Source organism: Nocardioides sp. Z35_8, assembly GCF_059621125.1.
In genome coordinates this window covers 65,901-81,760 of sequence record NZ_JCAQIE010000002.1, presented here as the reverse complement: position 1 = coordinate 81,760, position 15,860 = coordinate 65,901, and the positions used below count along the sequence as shown (strand labels likewise).

At 71.2% G+C, this 15,860-nt stretch carries 10 protein-coding genes; 6 read left to right on the top strand and 4 right to left on the bottom strand.

The window, feature by feature from the left end; all coding sequences use genetic code 11:
* Window positions 1–140: 140 nt before the first annotated feature.
* The 6 genes from AC54T2_RS12155 to AC54T2_RS12130 all read left to right on the top strand — a co-directional run bounded on the left by AC54T2_RS12155 (window position 141) and on the right by AC54T2_RS12130 (window position 12,310).
* Window positions 141–1,220, top strand: coding sequence for a substrate-binding domain-containing protein (locus AC54T2_RS12155; RefSeq protein ID WP_186340880.1), 1,080 nt, complete (start codon window positions 141–143; stop codon window positions 1,218–1,220).
* Window positions 1,221–1,383: 163 nt separating this feature from the next.
* The gene (locus AC54T2_RS12150; protein WP_206054391.1) at window positions 1,384–2,577 is read left to right on the top strand and encodes a Gfo/Idh/MocA family protein; all 1,194 of its coding nucleotides are present in this window, start codon (window positions 1,384–1,386) and stop codon (window positions 2,575–2,577) included.
* Entirely contained in the window at window positions 2,574–3,734 is a 1,161-nt protein-coding gene (gene xylA, locus AC54T2_RS12145) for a xylose isomerase (protein WP_186340881.1), read from the top strand. Before AC54T2_RS12150 ends, xylA begins: the two co-directional genes overlap by 4 nt.
* Before the next feature lie 168 nt (window positions 3,735–3,902).
* Window positions 3,903–10,238, top strand: a complete 6,336-nt coding sequence (locus AC54T2_RS12140) for a ThuA domain-containing protein (RefSeq protein ID WP_496666301.1) — start codon at window positions 3,903–3,905, stop codon at window positions 10,236–10,238.
* A 368-nt stretch (window positions 10,239–10,606) separates the two neighbouring features.
* Window positions 10,607–11,614: a sugar phosphate isomerase/epimerase family protein gene (locus AC54T2_RS12135; RefSeq protein ID WP_496666300.1), complete on the top strand. Its 1,008-nt coding sequence runs from the start codon at window positions 10,607–10,609 to the stop codon at window positions 11,612–11,614.
* Window positions 11,615–11,770: 156 nt separating this feature from the next.
* A complete protein-coding gene (locus AC54T2_RS12130) occupies window positions 11,771–12,310 on the top strand; it encodes a copper resistance protein CopC (RefSeq protein ID WP_489974756.1) in 540 nt (179 codons plus the stop codon).
* On the opposite strand, the gene AC54T2_RS12125 is transcribed toward AC54T2_RS12130, so the two are convergent.
* Genes AC54T2_RS12125 through AC54T2_RS12110 form a run of 4 tightly spaced genes read right to left on the bottom strand, consistent with a single transcriptional unit; the run spans window position 12,307 to window position 15,786 of the window.
* Window positions 12,307–12,702, bottom strand: coding sequence for a universal stress protein (locus tag AC54T2_RS12125; RefSeq protein ID WP_186340886.1), 396 nt, complete (start codon window positions 12,700–12,702; stop codon window positions 12,307–12,309). The genes AC54T2_RS12130 and AC54T2_RS12125 overlap by 4 nt on opposite strands.
* Window positions 12,699–14,258 (bottom strand): tripartite tricarboxylate transporter permease, encoded by a 1,560-nt coding sequence (locus AC54T2_RS12120; RefSeq protein ID WP_496666299.1) that lies wholly within the window; start codon window positions 14,256–14,258, stop codon window positions 12,699–12,701. Before AC54T2_RS12120 ends, AC54T2_RS12125 begins: the two co-directional genes overlap by 4 nt.
* A complete protein-coding gene (locus AC54T2_RS12115; protein WP_489974755.1) occupies window positions 14,258–14,794 on the bottom strand; it encodes a tripartite tricarboxylate transporter TctB family protein in 537 nt (178 codons plus the stop codon). Before AC54T2_RS12115 ends, AC54T2_RS12120 begins: the two co-directional genes overlap by 1 nt.
* Complete coding sequence (locus AC54T2_RS12110) at window positions 14,791–15,786, bottom strand: Bug family tripartite tricarboxylate transporter substrate binding protein (RefSeq protein ID WP_186340889.1); 996 nt, start codon at window positions 15,784–15,786, stop codon at window positions 14,791–14,793. The genes AC54T2_RS12115 and AC54T2_RS12110 overlap by 4 nt, the downstream gene beginning before the upstream one ends.
* Window positions 15,787–15,860: the final 74 nt, after the last annotated feature.

Sequence of the window (15,860 nt, the reverse complement as noted above, 5' to 3'; positions counted from 1 at the left end):
GATCGGGCCCTCCCGACTCGAACACCCCCGCACCACCCGCACCACCACCCCTCACCACCACCCCGCACCACCACGCCGGCACGTCACGCAGCGTCGGCCGCACCACCGCACCCATCGAGACAACACAAGGAGCACCACCCATGCGACTGCGCACCCCCCTCCGACGGCAGCAGAGCCGCCGCTACTCCGGCCTCGTGGTCGGCGCGGTCGCCGTCCTGTCCCTCGTCGCCTGCACCGGCAGTGCCGAGGATGCGGCCAACGACGACGACAACGGCAGCTCGGACAGCGCCCCCGCCGCGGCCGCCGGCAGCAACGACGAGGAGGGCGACCAGGTCACCATCGGCTTCTCGGCGCCCGCCGCGGACCACGGCTGGATGGCCGCCATCACCAACAACGTCCGCGACCTGCAGGAGCAGTACCCCGACGTCGACCTCCAGATCGCGGAGGGCACCAACGACGTCAACCTGCAGATCAGCCAGGTCGAGACCTTCATCAACGACAAGGTCGACGCCATCGTGCTGCTGCCGTTCGACGGCGCGGCGATGACGCCGATCGCTCTCAAGGCGATGGAGGCCGGCATCCCGGTCGTCAACGTCGACCGTGAGTTCGACGACCCCAACGCCGCGCGCGTCACCGTGCTCGGTGACAACTACGGCATGGGCGTCTCGGCCGGTCAGTACGTCTGCGAGCAGGCAGGCGGCGACAAGGACGTCGTCGTCGCCGAGATCGCCGGCATCGACTCGCTGCCCCTGACCCAGGACCGCAGCCAGGGCTTCGAGGACGCGCTGTCCGAGTGCGGTCTCGACGTCGACGCCCGCCAGGCCGCCGAGTTCACCGTCGAGAGCGGCGAGGAGGTCGCGGCCAACCTGCTGCAGGCCGAGCCGAAGATCGACTACCTGTGGAACCACGACGACGACCAGGGCGTCGGCGTGCTGGCGGCGATCGAGAACGCCGGCCGCGACGAGTTCGCGATGATCGGCGGCGCCGGCTCGGCCAACGCGATGCGCGCAATCCAGGAGGGCGACGGCGTGCTCAAGGCGACCGTCATCTACCCGTCCACCCAGGGAGCCGACGGCGTCAAGCTCGCCCGCCTGCTGCTGCAGGACAAGGCGATGAGCGACCTCGTCGAGGTCCAGGTGCCCCGCACGGTGCAGCTCTACGCGCCGGTCGTCACCGCCGACAACGTCGACCAGTACCTCGACTCGGCCTTCGAGTCCTGATCGGTCGCGCGGCGGCTCCCGACCCGGAGCCGCCGCGGCTCCACCCCCGCTCACGACCCGCGCCGGCACCCGTCCGGCGACAGGGGCGCTACCAGGCATGCCTCCGCACGCCCCCTCCGCATGCCACGACGCCCCGCTCCAGCCCCACACACGAGGAGGTCCGATGACCACCACTTCCGACGTCCCCGACGACCGGAGCGACCTGTCGGTCGGCATGGTCGGGTACGCCTTCATGGGCGCTGCGCACTCGCACGCCTGGCGCACCGCGCCCCGCTTCTTCGACCTCCCGCTCCGGCCCCGCATGCGGGCCGTGGCCGGCCGTGACCCCCAGGGCGTCGCGGCCGCCGCCGAGCGGCTCGGGTGGGAGTCCACCGAGACGTCGTGGCAGGCGCTGGTCGCGCGTGACGACATCGACCTCGTCGACGTCTGCACGCCGGGCCACACCCACGCCGAGATCGTCATCGCGGCCCTCGAGGCCGGCAAGCACGTGCTGTGCGAGAAGCCGCTCGCCAACAGCGTCGAGGAGGCCGAGGCGATGACCCGGGCCGCCGAGCGCGCCGCCGCCGACGGCGTACGCGCGATGGTCGGCTTCACCTACCGCCGCGTGCCCGCCATCGCGCTGGCCCGCCAGCTCGTCGCCGACGGCCGCCTCGGCACCCTGCACCACGTGCGTGCCCAGTACCTCCAGGACTGGATCGTCGACCCGCAGGCGCCGCTGTCGTGGCGCCTGGAGAAGGACAAGGCAGGCTCGGGCGCCCTGGGTGACATCGGCGCGCACATCGTCGACATGACGCAGTACATCACCGGCGACACCATCGCCCGGGTCGCCGGCCGGCTGCGCACCTTCGTCGACGAGCGCCCCCTGCCCAGCGAGCACGCCGGCCTGTCCGGCACGGCCGGCTCCGGCACCGGCAAGGTGACCGTCGACGACGCCGCCACCTTCCTCGCCGACTTCCGCGGGGGAGCGATGGGCGTGTTCGAGGCGACCCGCTTCGCGTCGGGTCGCAAGAACGCGATCCGCATCGAGATCAACGGCTCCGACGGCAGCCTCGCCTTCGACTTCGAGGACATGAACGTCCTGCACTTCTTCGACGGCACCGAGGACTCCCGCACCGCGGGCTTCCGCCGCATCCTCGTGACCGAGGCCGAGCACCCCTACGTCGGTGCGTGGTGGCCACCCGGCCACGTCATCGGCTACGAGCACGGCTTCGTGCACCAGGCGGTCGACCTGGTCCGCGACATCGCGGCCGGCACCGACCCCTCCCCATCCTTTGCCGACGGACTCCAGGTGCAACGCGTCCTGGCCGCGGTCGAGACCAGCTCTGACAACGACTCGTGGCAGGAGATCCCCGCATGACCGACTACACCCCGACCCCTGAGGACAAGTTCTCGTTCGGCCTCTGGACGGTGGGCTGGCAGGGCACCGACGTGTTCGGTCCCAGCTCCCGCGCCCTCCTCGACCCGGTGGACGCGACCTACAAGCTCGCCGAGCTCGGCGCGGCCGCCGTGACGTTCCACGACGACGACCTCGTCCCCGACGACGACGCCCGCGACTCCGTGCTGGAGCGCTTCGAGAAGGCGCTGGGCGACACCGGCCTCGCCGTCGAGATGGTGACCACCAACCTCTTCGGGCACCCGGTGTTCAAGGAGGGCGCGCTCACCGCCAACAACCGCGAGGTGCGTCGCTACGCCCTCGCCAAGGTGCTGCGCAACGTCGACCTGGCCGCGTCGCTTGGCGCGAAGACCTTCGTGCTCTGGGGCGGCCGCGAGGGCGCCGAGCACGGTGCGGCCAAGGACGTGCAGGCGGCGCTCGACCGCTACGCCGAGTCGCTCAACCTGCTGTGCGCCTACGTCAAGGAGCAGGGCTACGACATCCGCTTCGCCCTCGAGCCCAAGCCCAACGAGCCGCGCGGCGACATCCTGCTGCCGACGATCGGTCACGCGCTGGCGCTCATCGCCGAGCTCGACCAGTCGGAGATGGTCGGTCTCAACCCCGAGGTGGGCCACGAGGAGATGGCCGGGCTCAACTTCGCCCAGGGCATCAGCCAGGCGCTGTGGCACGACAAGCTGTTCCACGTCGACCTCAACGGCCAGCACGGCCCCCGCTTCGACCAGGACCTGCGCTTCGGCGCGGGCAACCTGCGGGGCGCGTTCTGGGCCGTCGACGCGCTGCTGGGCGCCGGGACGGGCAAGGCCTACGACGGCTACGTCCACTTCGACTTCAAGCCCCCGCGGGCCGAGGCCGAGGACGGGGTGTGGGAGTCCGCGCGCGGGTGCATGCGCAACTACCTCATCCTCCGCGACCGGGTGCAGGCGTTCCGGGCCGACCCGGACGTCCAGGCCGCCCTCGCGGCCTCCGAGGTCGAGACGCTGCGCACCCCGACCCTCGGCGAGGGGGAGTCGCTCGCCGACCTCCGCGCGGCGTCGTATGACGTGGAGGGTCTCGCCACGCGCAGCGTCGGGATGGAGGCCCTCGACCAGCTCGCCCTCGAGCACCTGATGGGGGTGCGCTGACCCGACAGCGTGGCCCGGCGGGCGCCGAACCCGCCGGGCACACCATCTCGGACGCACGACCTGCACGACCCGACTGACCCGCACGACACCGCATGACAGGGGCCGAACGCCCGGGGACCCGCCCCGGAACCGATGGAGCGCACATCCGTCACCACAGAAGGGATCGTGATGAACAGACTCATCACGCGACTGCAGAAGCACTCCCGTGCCGCAGTCGGCTCCACCATGGCCCTGATCGTCTCGCTACCACTCGGTGCGACGATCGGCCTGGCTTCCACGGCGAGTGCGGCGGTGCCCGACGCGGCACCTGATCGTGCGTCCGCCCCCGCCGAGAAGGCGAACAAGGCCACGAAGAAGGCCACGAAGAAGGCCGACCTGACCCCCGCGCAGGAGAGCACCCTCGGTGAGGCGGTCCCGTGGACCGCCGACGCGGACGCCTCCGCGGCGGCTGCGGCCGACGAGTCGTTCGACGCGCTGCTGTTCTCCAGGACCGCGGCGTTCCGCCACGACAACATCGGAGCGGCGACGACCGCGATCCAGGCGCTCGCCGCCTCCAACAACTTCACCGTGACGGCCACCGAGGACGCCAGCGCGTTCAACGACGCCAACCTCGCGAACTACGAGGTCGTCATCTTCCTGTCCACCACCGGTGACGTGCTCAACCCGGCCGAGCAGGCCGCGTTCGAGCGCTACATCCAGGCCGGCGGCGGCTACGCGGGCATCCACGCGGCCTCCGACACCGAGTACGACTGGCCCTGGTACGGCCAGCTGGTCGGGGCCTACTTCAACAACCACCCGCCGGGCACGCCGCAGGCGACCGTCAAGGTCGAGGACCCCGCCCACCCGTCCACCAGGACGCTCGAGCGCCGCTGGACGCGCAACGACGAGTGGTACAACTTCCGCACCAACCCCGCCGCCAACCCCCGCACCAAGCTGCACGTGCTGGCGTCGGTCGACGAGACCACCTACACGCCCGGCAACGGCTCGATGGGTGCCGAGCACCCGATCGCGTGGTGCCAGGACTACGACGGCGGCCGCAGCTGGTACACCGGCATGGGCCACACCGCGGCGGCCTTCACCGACGCGAAGTTCCTCGAGCACGTCCTCGGCGGCATCCAGACCGCTGCCGGCGCCCTCGACGCCGACTGCAAGGCGACGCTGGCGCCGAGCTTCGAGAAGGTCGCGCTCGACGAGAACACCTCCAACCCGATGGAGCTCGCCATCGCCGACGACGGGCGCGTGTTCTACATCGACCGCAACGGCGCCGTGCGCATCATCAAGGAGGACGGCAGCGTGGTGACCGCGGGCACCGTCCCGGTCTACACGGGCCAGGAGTTCGGCCTGCTGGGCATCGCCCTGGACCCCGACTTCGCGACCAACAACTGGGTCTACCTCTACTACTCGCCGAACGGCTCGGAGTCGATCGACCGGATCTCGCGCTTCACGATGGCGGGCGACACGCTCCAGCTCGGCACGGCGACGACGATCCTCGACGTCCCGACGCAGCGCAACGAGTGCTGCCACGCGGGCGGGTCGATGGAGTTCGACAACGACGGCAACCTCTACCTCGCCACCGGTGACAACACCAACCCGTTCGACTCCGGCGGCTACACCCCGATCGACGAGCGGCCCAACCGCGCCGCCTGGGACGCCCAGCGCACCTCGGGCAACACCAACAGCCTCAACGGCAAGGTGCTGCGCATCAGGCCGAAGGCCGACGGTGGCTACACCGTCCCCGCCGGCAACCTCTTCGACGAGGCCGCCGACACCCAGCAGAAGACCCGCCCCGAGATCTACGCGATGGGCTTCCGCAACCCGTTCCGCATCGGCCTGGACGAGCAGAACAACAACATCCTGGTCGCCGACTACGGTCCCGACGCCGGCTCGACCAGCGCGACCCGCGGACCCAACGGTCGCGTGGAGTGGAACATCCTCGACGAGCCCGGCAACTACGGCTGGCCCTACTGCGTGGGCAACAACACCCCCTACAACGACTACAACTTCGCCAACAGCACCGCCGGCGCGACGTTCGACTGCGCCGCCCCGGTCAACGACTCGCCCAACAACACGGGCCTGACCAACCTGCCGCCCGCGAAGCCGGCGGTGATCTGGCAGAGCAACAACGGCACGATCACCGGGACCCCGGAGATCGGCGCCAGCGGTGCGCCGATGACGTCGGGCACCTACGACTACGACCCCGACCTGGTCTCCGACCGCAAGTGGCCGGAGTACTTCGACAGCAAGGCGATCTGGGCCGACTGGAACAACAACCGCCTGTTCACCGTGCAGATGAACCAGGCCGGGACCAACTACACCGACATCAACCGGTTCCTGTCCAACCTGCCCATGCAGCGCCCGCACGCCCTGCAGTTCGGCCCCGACGGCGCCCTCTACATGATCGAGTGGGGCAGCGGGTTCAACGGCAACAACACCGACTCGGGCGTCTACCGCATCGACTACGTCGAGGGCAACCGCGCCCCCGTGGCCCGGGCGACGACCGACCGGACCTCCGGTCCGGCGCCGCTCACCGTCGAGTTCGACGGCACCGGGTCCTTCGACCCGGACACCGGTGACGACACAGGCCTCACCTACGCGTGGGACTTCACCGGCGACGGCTCCACCGACGCGACCACCCCGACGGCGAGCTTCACCTACAGCACGGCGGGCAACTACACCGCCCGGCTGACGGTGACCGACGTCGACGGTCGCAGCGGCACGACCAACATCGACATCACGGCCGGCAACACGGCCCCGACCGTCGAGCTGGTGCTGCCCAAGGACGGCGGCTTCTTCGAGTTCGGCGACTACGTGGCCTACGAGGTCGTCGTCACCGATCCCGAGGACGGCACCATCGACTGCGACGACGTCGTCGTGCAGCCGGGCCTGGGCCACGACCAGCACTCCCACGACTACGAGCAGTACAGGGGGTGCTCCGGCACCCTGGCACTGCCCGGGGACGCCGGCCATACCGGTGCCAACATCTTCGGCACCATCAAGGCCACCTACACCGACAAGGGCAGCGGCGCCGCCGGGGCGCTGACCAGCGTCGACGGCATCGTGCTGCACACCAAGAAGAAGGAGGCGGAGTTCTACGACTCCACCGGCCGCACCGGTGACAACACCGCCGGCTCGCCCGGAGTGACCACGCAGGCCACCACCGACAGCGGCGGCGGTCAGAACGTGACCGGCGTCGAGACCGGCGACTGGTTCCGCTGGGACGTGATGAACCTGACCGGGATCACCGGCGTCTCGATGCGGGCCGCGTCGACCACGGCGGGCGCGACGTTCGAGGTGCGCCAGGGCTCGGCGACGGGCACCGCGATCGGCACGCTGACGGTGCCGAACACCGGTGGCGCGCAGACCTACCAGACCGTGACGACGACCTTCACCAACGCGACGACGACCAGCCAGCCGCTGTACTTCGTCGCGACGACCGGTGGGGCCAACGTCAACTGGCTGCAGTTCAACGGCCGCGGCATCACCGACAACCAGCCGCCGACCGTGGCATTCACCGCCAGCACCACCAGCGGTGAGGCGCCCCTGCCGGTGTCGTTCGACAGCACGGTGATCGACCCCGACGGGAACACCCCCGTCACCTACGCGTGGGACTTCGGCGACGGCGCGACCTCCACCCAGGCCGACCCGAGCCACACCTACACCACGCCGGGCAGGTACGTCGTCTCGCTGACCGCCACCGACGCGCGGGGGGCCGAGGCCACCAGCACGACGGAGATCACGGTGAGGAGGCCGTCGGACACCTGCTTCAGCGGGCGTTCGGACGACTTCCTGGGCAACGAGCTCGACACCGACCGGTGGAACCGCAGCGTGCGGGTCAACCAGTCGCTGACGGTCGCCGACGGGACGCTCAACATCCCGTTGACCAACTCCGACCTCTACCAGACCACCAACACCACGCCCAACATCGTCCTCCAGGACCTGCCGGGCGGGGCGTTCGAGGCCACGACCCAGGTCACGCTCAACGCGACCAAGGGCTACCAGCAGGCCGGTCTGATCGTCTACGGCAACGACGACAACTACCTGAAGCTCGTCTACTCGGGCCGCTCGACGGCCGCGGCGGGCAGCAAGGCGGCCAACGTCATCCAGTTCGCGAAGGAGGCCAACGGCACGGCGACGGAGTCCAACTCCGCCAACCTGGGCGCGGACTTCCCCGACACCGTGTGGCTGCGGATGTCGAGCACCGACGGCAGCTCCGTCACCGCCTCCTACAGCAGTGACGGCGACACCTGGGTGCCGCTCGCCACGAGCAACGGGAACCCGGCGCCGGCGCGCGACCTGAGCGGCATCACCGCGCCCAAGGTGGGCCTGCTGGCCCTCGGTGCGACGGCGGACGGCGCGGCGGACAACCTCACCGCGAAGTTCGACTACTTCACCCTCACCCCCGACGACACGGCCGAGCCGTGCAACAACGGGTGCTTCGTGGAGGAGTTCAACGGCTCGACGCTCACCTCGGACTGGTCGACGGTCCGACCGAGCGGCAACCTGACGGTGTCGGGTGGTGCGCTCACGATCCCGATGGAGGCGACCGACCTCTACCAGACCACGAACACCGCGCGGGACCTGGTCCTCACCGACCTCCCCGACGGCCCGTTCGTGGCCACCACCAAGGTCACCGCACCCATCAACCAGGCCTATCAGTCCGCGGGCCTGCTGATCTACGGAGACGACGACAACTACATCAAGCACGTCTTCCAGGGCCGCAGCACCAACGGTGCCAACGCCGCGCAGAACATCGTCCAGACCGCGAAGGAGACCGACGCAGCAGCAGTCGAGACCAACACGCCAGGGCTCGGGGCGGACTTCCCGACCACCGTGTGGCTACGCCTGACCAGCACCGACGGTGAGGAGGTGCTCGGCAGCTACAGCACCGACGGCGAGACGTGGACCGACATGTCGGGGGGCTACGACCTCACCGGCATCGACGAACCGCGGATCGGCCTGCTGTCGGCGGCCAACCAGACCGCGGGTGCCGGCATCACGGCCACCTTCGACTGGTTCACCCTGGGCGAGGACGCCACGTGCGAGCCCGGCGGGGAGCCGCCGGTCGACACCACCGATCCGGAGGTCGCTGCCACGGTCCTCGGCTCCTACGCCGGGGAGCTGGTCGACCAGGCCAGCACCGGCATCACCGGCGAGGCCACCATGGTCTCGGCGGCCGAGGGCAACGGCTACACCACGACCATCGAGCTGTCGCTCGAGGGTCTCGACCCCCAGGAGGGCTACGAGTCGCACCTGCACGTCGGCACGACGTGCGGTGGCTTCGAGGGTCACTACCGTGACGACCCCGACGGGGCCGGCACGCCGCCCAACGAGCTGTGGCCGACCAACCCGGGTTGGACCGCCGGCTCGGGCGACCCGAGGATCAAGCCCGCCGCTGACGGCACGTCGTTCGCGACGGCCACGGTCCCGTGGGCGCCGCGCATCGAGGGCGGCATCCTGGCCCTGCACCGGGACGGCGCGATCATCGGTTGCGTCGACCTGGAGCTGACCGGAGCGGGCACCGTGGTGCTCGACGCCACGGACGACGTCGAGGTCACCTCGTTCACCTACACCGTGGACGGTGGAGCCGAGACCGACTACGAGGGTCCGTTCGAGATCACCGAGCCGGGCGAGCACACGGTGGCCTACACGGCGACCGACGCAGCCGGCAACGAGACGACCGGCGAGTTCACGGTCGTGGTACCGGAGGCGGACCCGGGTCCCGACCCGGAGCCCGGCCCGAAGCCGACCGTCACGCTCACCACGTCGCCGGCCGCAGCCAACGGTCGCAGCAACTGGTTCACCTCGCCGGTCACCGTCACCCTCGCGGGTGCCGGCGGCGAGGGGAAGCTGAGCGTGGAGTACCGCATCGGCAACGGTCCGTGGACGGCGTACACCGCGCCGATCACGGTGTCCGACGACGGCGTGACCCTGGTCCAGGCCAGGGCGACCGACGCGGCCGGGAAGACCTCGGCCGTGGAGACGACCACCATCAAGAAGGACGGCACGGCGCCCACCCTGGCCGTCGCCGGCATCGCCGACGGCGCCAAGCTCGACGTCTCGGCGGTCCGCACGGCTCGGATCACGGTCACGGACGCCACGTCCGGGGCCGCCGAGCAGGTCGTCCGTCTCGACGGCAGGGCCGTCACCGGACCGGCTCGCATCGACGCCATGTCGCTGCGGCCGGGCAAGCACCGGTTGAAGGTCACCGCCTACGACGCGGCCGGCAACCAGACCGTGCAGACGATCACCTTCAAGGTCGTCGTGTCCTTCAAGGCGGGCAAGAAGCTCGTCGAGCGCCTCGCCGAGGAGGGCGTCGTCGGCCCGAAGCTCGCGGCGAAGCTGAAGCAGGAGCTGAAGGCCGCCGAGCGCGCTGACAAGCGCAACCAGGTGGGCAAGGCCCTGAAGTCCCTCAAGCGGTTCGAGAGGCTCGCATCGCGGGTGAAGGACAAGGAGGTGAGGCTCGCTCTCAAGCGCCTGTCGCGCACGCTGAAGTCGCAGCTGTAGGCGCCGGTCCGAGCACAGAGCGTCCGTGGTCGGGCGGCTCGGCCAGCACGTCACCTCCGGGTGCGTGAGCCGGCGCGCATGCAGGATCGGCCCTGCGTGCGAGTCGGTGGCCGGGCCCCCGGCACGGGCGGGGGTGGCGCCGCAAGGCGCCACCTTCAGCGGCCGGTGCCGGGACACGGCGCTCCGTCCCGGCACCGGTCCGCGCCGGCGCCCAGCCGGCCGGGCAGGTCCACCCGAGCGACCGCCACCCCCCAGCACCACCACCCACCAGCACCACCCCCAGCACCACCCCCAGCACCACCCAGCACCACCCCGCTGCCGCGGCAGCACCAGCCGAACGCACCACCACCACCACACGAGGAGCACACATGCCACGCCCCATCACCCTGTTCACCGGCCAGTGGGCCGACCTCCCGTTCGAGGAGGTGTGCAAGCTCGCCTCGGGCTGGGGCTACGACGGCCTCGAGCTCGCCTGCTGGGGCGACCACTTCGACCCGTGGGCGGCGGTGGAGGACGAGTCCTACGTCCCGGCCAAGCTGGAGATGCTCAAGAAGCACGATCTGCAGGTCTTTGCGATCAGCAACCATCTCAAGGGCCAGGCGGTCTGCGACGACCCGATCGACGCGCGCCACCGCGACATCCTGCCGGACCGCATCTGGGGCGACGGCGACGCCGAGGGCGTGCGCCAGCGCGCGGCCGAGGAGATGAAGATGACGGCCCGCGCGGCCCGCAAGCTGGGCGTCGACGTCGTCGTCGGCTTCACCGGCTCCTCGATCTGGAAGTACGTCGCGATGTTCCCGCCGGCCTCCCAGGCCCTCGTCGACGCCGGCTACCAGGACTTCGCCGACCGCTGGAACCCGATCCTCGACGTCTTCGACAGCGAGGGGGTCCGGTTCGCCCACGAGGTCCACCCCTCCGAGATCGCCTACGACTACTGGACCACGGTCGCGGCGCTCGAGGCGATCGACCACCGCGAGGCGTTCGGCCTCAACTGGGACCCCTCGCACTTCGTGTGGCAGGACCTCGACCCGGTCGGGTTCCTGTGCGACTTCAAGGACCGGATCTACCACGTCGACTGCAAGGACGCGAAGCGCCAGGTCGGCAACGGCCGCAACGGCCGGATGGGCTCGCACCTCGCCTGGGCCGACCCCCGCCGCGGCTGGGACTTCGTGTCCACCGGCCACGGCGACGTGCCGTGGGAGGCGTCGTTCCGGATGCTCAACACCATCGGCTACGACGGTCCCATCTCCGTGGAGTGGGAGGACGCCGGCATGGACCGCCTCGTCGGGGCACCCGAGGCCCTCGAGTTCGTGCGGCGCCTGGCCTTCGACGCGCCGACCGCGGCCTTCGACGCCGCGTTCTCGACGTCGTCGTGATCCCCGCCTGACGCCCACCGTGCCCCCGCCCGACGCGTCCGAGGAGGACGACATGACCCACCGGCCCGACCTGACGGCCGGGACCGGCGTGTGGTTCGTCGGTGCGCGGGGCTCGGTGAGCGAGCGGCCCGAGCTGCATCCCGACGGCCTGGTCCCGTGAGCGCCCGTTCCGCGCTGCGCCGCGCGGTCGCGACGACCGCCCTCGCCGTCCTCGCCGCGCTCGCCGCGCTCGCGGCATGGGGGCCGGTGCCGCCGGCCGCCGCCCACGACGAGCTGCTCTTCTCCGACCCCTCCGAGGCGGGGGTGCTCGCAGCCCTGCCCTCGCGGGCCATCCTCACCTTCACCGGACCCGTCGCGGAGGTCCACGAGGTGAGCGTGACCGGTCCGGACGGGAGCGTGACCAACGGCGCCCCGACCGCCACCGGCCCCGAGGTCCGGCAGAACCTCTGGGCCGGGCCCGACGGCACCTACACCCTGACCTACGACGTGGTGTCCTCCGACGGCCACGAGATGGCCGGCGAGATCACGTTCGACGTCGGTGGGTCCGCCTCCGGCGAGGAGGGCACGGGATCATCCCCGCCCACTGACGACGACGGGTCGGGCAGCTCGCTCCGCGGGGTCGTGGTGCCGGCGGGTGTGGTGCTGCTGTCCGGCGCCTTCGCGCTCGCCCTCTGGCACCGCCGCCGCACCACCTAGCCGACAGGCTTCACCGCCAGCACGGCGCAGTCCGCACCGAGCAGGATGCGCTGCGCGACGCTGCCCATCAGCAGCTTGCCGACGGGGGAGCGTCGGCGCAGCCCGATCACCACCAGGTCGGCCGCGACGTCCTCGGCCACCGCCAGCACCTGGTCGCCGACGTCGGCGCCCATCGAGCGGCGCACCTCGACCTCGACGCCGGCCCCGCCCAGCTCGGTCGTCAGCGCGGCCAGCTGGTCGTCGTCGGCATAGCGCTCGTCGACGAGGGCGTCGCCGCGGGTGGCGTTGACCACCACGATCCGCCCCTCGCGCAGCCGCGCCTCCTCGACGCCGCGGCGCAGCGCCGCCTCGCCGAACTCGTCGGGGGTCCAGCCCACCACGATGGTCGTCATCGCACCTTCTCCTCGCTCCGGTCCGCGTCGCTGTCGTCTGGTGGAGTGCCGTCGTCGGTGAGCGCCACGCGCGCCGGGCGCACGGCGCGCAGCACGAGCGGCGCCACCACGACGACCACCACGATCACGTAGATCACCACGGCCAGCGGCTCGCTCCACAGCGCCGAGGCGTCGCCGCCCGAGATCGCCATCGCCTCGCGCAGTCGGAACTCCATCAGCGGCCCGAGGATGACCCCCAGGATCAACGGCAGGACCGGCAGGGCGAAGCGGCGCATCAGCAGCCCGAGCAGGCCGAGCGCCAGCAGCAGGAGCAGGTCGAACGCCTGGAGGTTGGCCGCGTAGGCCCCCAGCGTGGCGAAGAACAGGATGCCGGCGTAGAGCTGCGGTCGCGGGATCCGCAGCAGCTTGGCCCACACCGGCGCGAGCGGCAGGTTGAGCACGAGCAGCAGGGCGTTGCCGACGAGCAGGCTCGCCAGCAGGGCCCACACCAGCTCGGGCTGCTCGGTCATCAGCTGCGGTCCCGGATCGATGCCGTAGCCCGAGAGCGCCGCGAGCATGACCGCCGACGTCGCCGTCACGGGCAGGCCGAGCGCGAGCAGCGGGACGAACGTGCCGGCGGCGGAGGCGTTGTTGGCCGCCTCCGGTCCGGCGACGCCCTCGATGGCACCGCGGCCGAACTCGTCGCGTCCCCGGCGCGCGGCGAGTCGCTTCTCGGTGATGTAGGACAGGAAGGTCGGGATCTCGGCGCCGCCCGCGGGCAGCGCGCCGAACGGGAAGCCGTAGGCCGTGCCGCGCATCCACGGCCCCCAGGAGCGCCTGAGGTCGGTGCCGCTCAGCCACGGCTGGCCGACCGGGATCACGTGCGCGGGCGTGCGGCGCAGGTGGGCGGCGACCCAGAACGCCTCGCCCAGGGCGAAGATCGCGACCGCGACCACCACCACGTCGATGCGCTCGGCGAGGAGGGGCTGGTCGAAGCTCAGCCGGGTCTGGCCGGTGTTGAGGTCGAGGCCGACGAGGCCGATGGTGAGGCCGAGGAACAGGGCGATGAACCCGCGCAGCCACGACCCGCCCAGCACGCTCGTGACCATCACCATCGTGAGGACCATCAGGGCGAAGTAGGACGGCGCGCCGATGTCGTTGGCGACCGACGCCAGGGCCGGGGCGAAGAAGACGACGAGCAGCGTGCCGATGGTGCCGGCGATGAACGACCCGATCGCGGCGGTGGCCAGGGCCTGGGAGGCCCGCCCGGCCTTCGCCATCAGGTTGCCCTCGAGCGCGGTCATCACCGACGCCGACTCACCGGGCGTGTTGAGCAGGATGGCCGTCGTCGAGCCGCCGTACATCCCGCCGTAGTAGATGCCGGCGAACATGATGAACGCGGGGATCGGGTCCATGCCGAAGGTGACCGGCAGCAGCAGCGCCACCGCCATCGCCGGCCCGATGCCGGGCAGCACGCCCACGAACGTGCCGAGCAGCACGCCGATGGCGGCGAAGAGCAGGTTCTGCGGGGTGAGGACGGAGCCGAAGCCGTCCATCAGGAGGGTGAGGTTGTCCATCAGAGCACCCCGTCCAGGATCCCGGCGGGGAGGATCACGCCCAGCACCTCGTGGAAGAAGTACCAGCTGCTCACCGACAGCACGGTGCCGACGATGGCGTCGCGCAGCAGCGTCCGGCTGCCCAGCGACCACGCGGCGCCGGTGAAGAGCAGCGCACCGCTGACGGCCCAGCCGAGGAAGGAGACGGTGAGCGCGGTGAACAGCAGCACGCCCACCAGCTTGAGGACGGTGACCCAGTCGGCGGGGTGCCGCAGGTCGACGTCCTCCCCGCCCTCGGCCTGCGGCACGTCTCCGCGCAGCGTCGCCACGACCAGCAGGAGGCCGAGCACCACGGTGACCGCTCCGATCACGTAGGGGAAGATCCGCGGCCCGACCGGGTCGCCGAAGCCGATCCGCAGGGTCGTCGCGTCGTAGAAGGTGTAGGCACCGACCACGACGAGCAGCGCCGCGAGGCCGAGCTGGGGGAGGTCGCGGTCGCGGCCAGGTGCGGTCCGCGGTGCCTCGGCGGGGGTGGGGGTGTCGACTGATGTGCTCACAGCAGGTCCAGCTCCTCGAGGGTGGTGGCGACCCGCTCGTCCTGCTCCCGGAGGAACGTCGCGAAGTCGTCGCCGGTCTTGAACTCGTCGATCCAGCCGTTCTCCTCGAGGGCCCGCTGCCACTCGGGGGTCGCGTGCATCGCCTCCAGGTCGGCGATCAGGTCCTGGCGCCGCTCCTCGCTGATGCCGGGGGGCGCGAAGACGCCGCGCCAGTTGGTGAAGACCAGGTCGATGCCGGACTCGGTGAGGGTGGGTGCCTCGCTGATGCCCTCGCCGTCGAGCCGCTCCTCGCCGGAGACGGCCAGCAGCCGCAGCTCGCCGGAGGAGAGCTGGCCGACGAACTCCCCGACGCCGGAGAAGCCGACGTCGATCTTGTTGCCGAGCAGCGCGCTGGTCAGCGGGCCGCCGCCGTCGTAGGCGACGTAGCGCAGCTCGCGCGGGTCGACGTCGACCGCCCCGGCGAGCTGCATCGGGAACAGGTGGTCGGGTCCGCCCGGTGACGAGCCGCCGCCGACGACGACGGAGCCCGGGTCGTCCTGCCAGGCCGCCACCAGGTCGTCGATGGTCTCGAAGGGGGAGTCCGCCGGCACCAGGACGCCCTCCTGGTCCGCGATGAGCTGGGCCAGCGGGGTGGCGTCGTCGAGCCGGTAGGGCGCGCCGAAGGAGTAGAGGGAGCCCACCACGCCGAGGCCGGCGGTCATCATCGTGCGCTCGTCGCCCTCGGCGTTCATCAGCCGGGTCATCGCCACCGACCCTCCGGCCCCGATCACGTTGGTCACCTCGAACGAGCCGCCGGTGATGTCGCCGTTCTCCATCACGGCCACGGCAGCGCGCCCGGTCTGGTCGTAGCCGCCGCCCGGGCTGTTGGGGATGAGCATCGTCATGTCGTCGCTCGCGTCGCCCCGGGTGACCCCGCAGCCCGTCGCGAGCAGCACGACGGTGGCGAGTGCCGTCGCCGTGGCCGCGACCCGCCTGGTCCGTTGGCGCAGCATGTGGTCTCCCTCGCTCGATCGTGCCGACCCCCCGATGGTGCAAGACTCCTGTGGCGGACGTCACGATTGGCAAA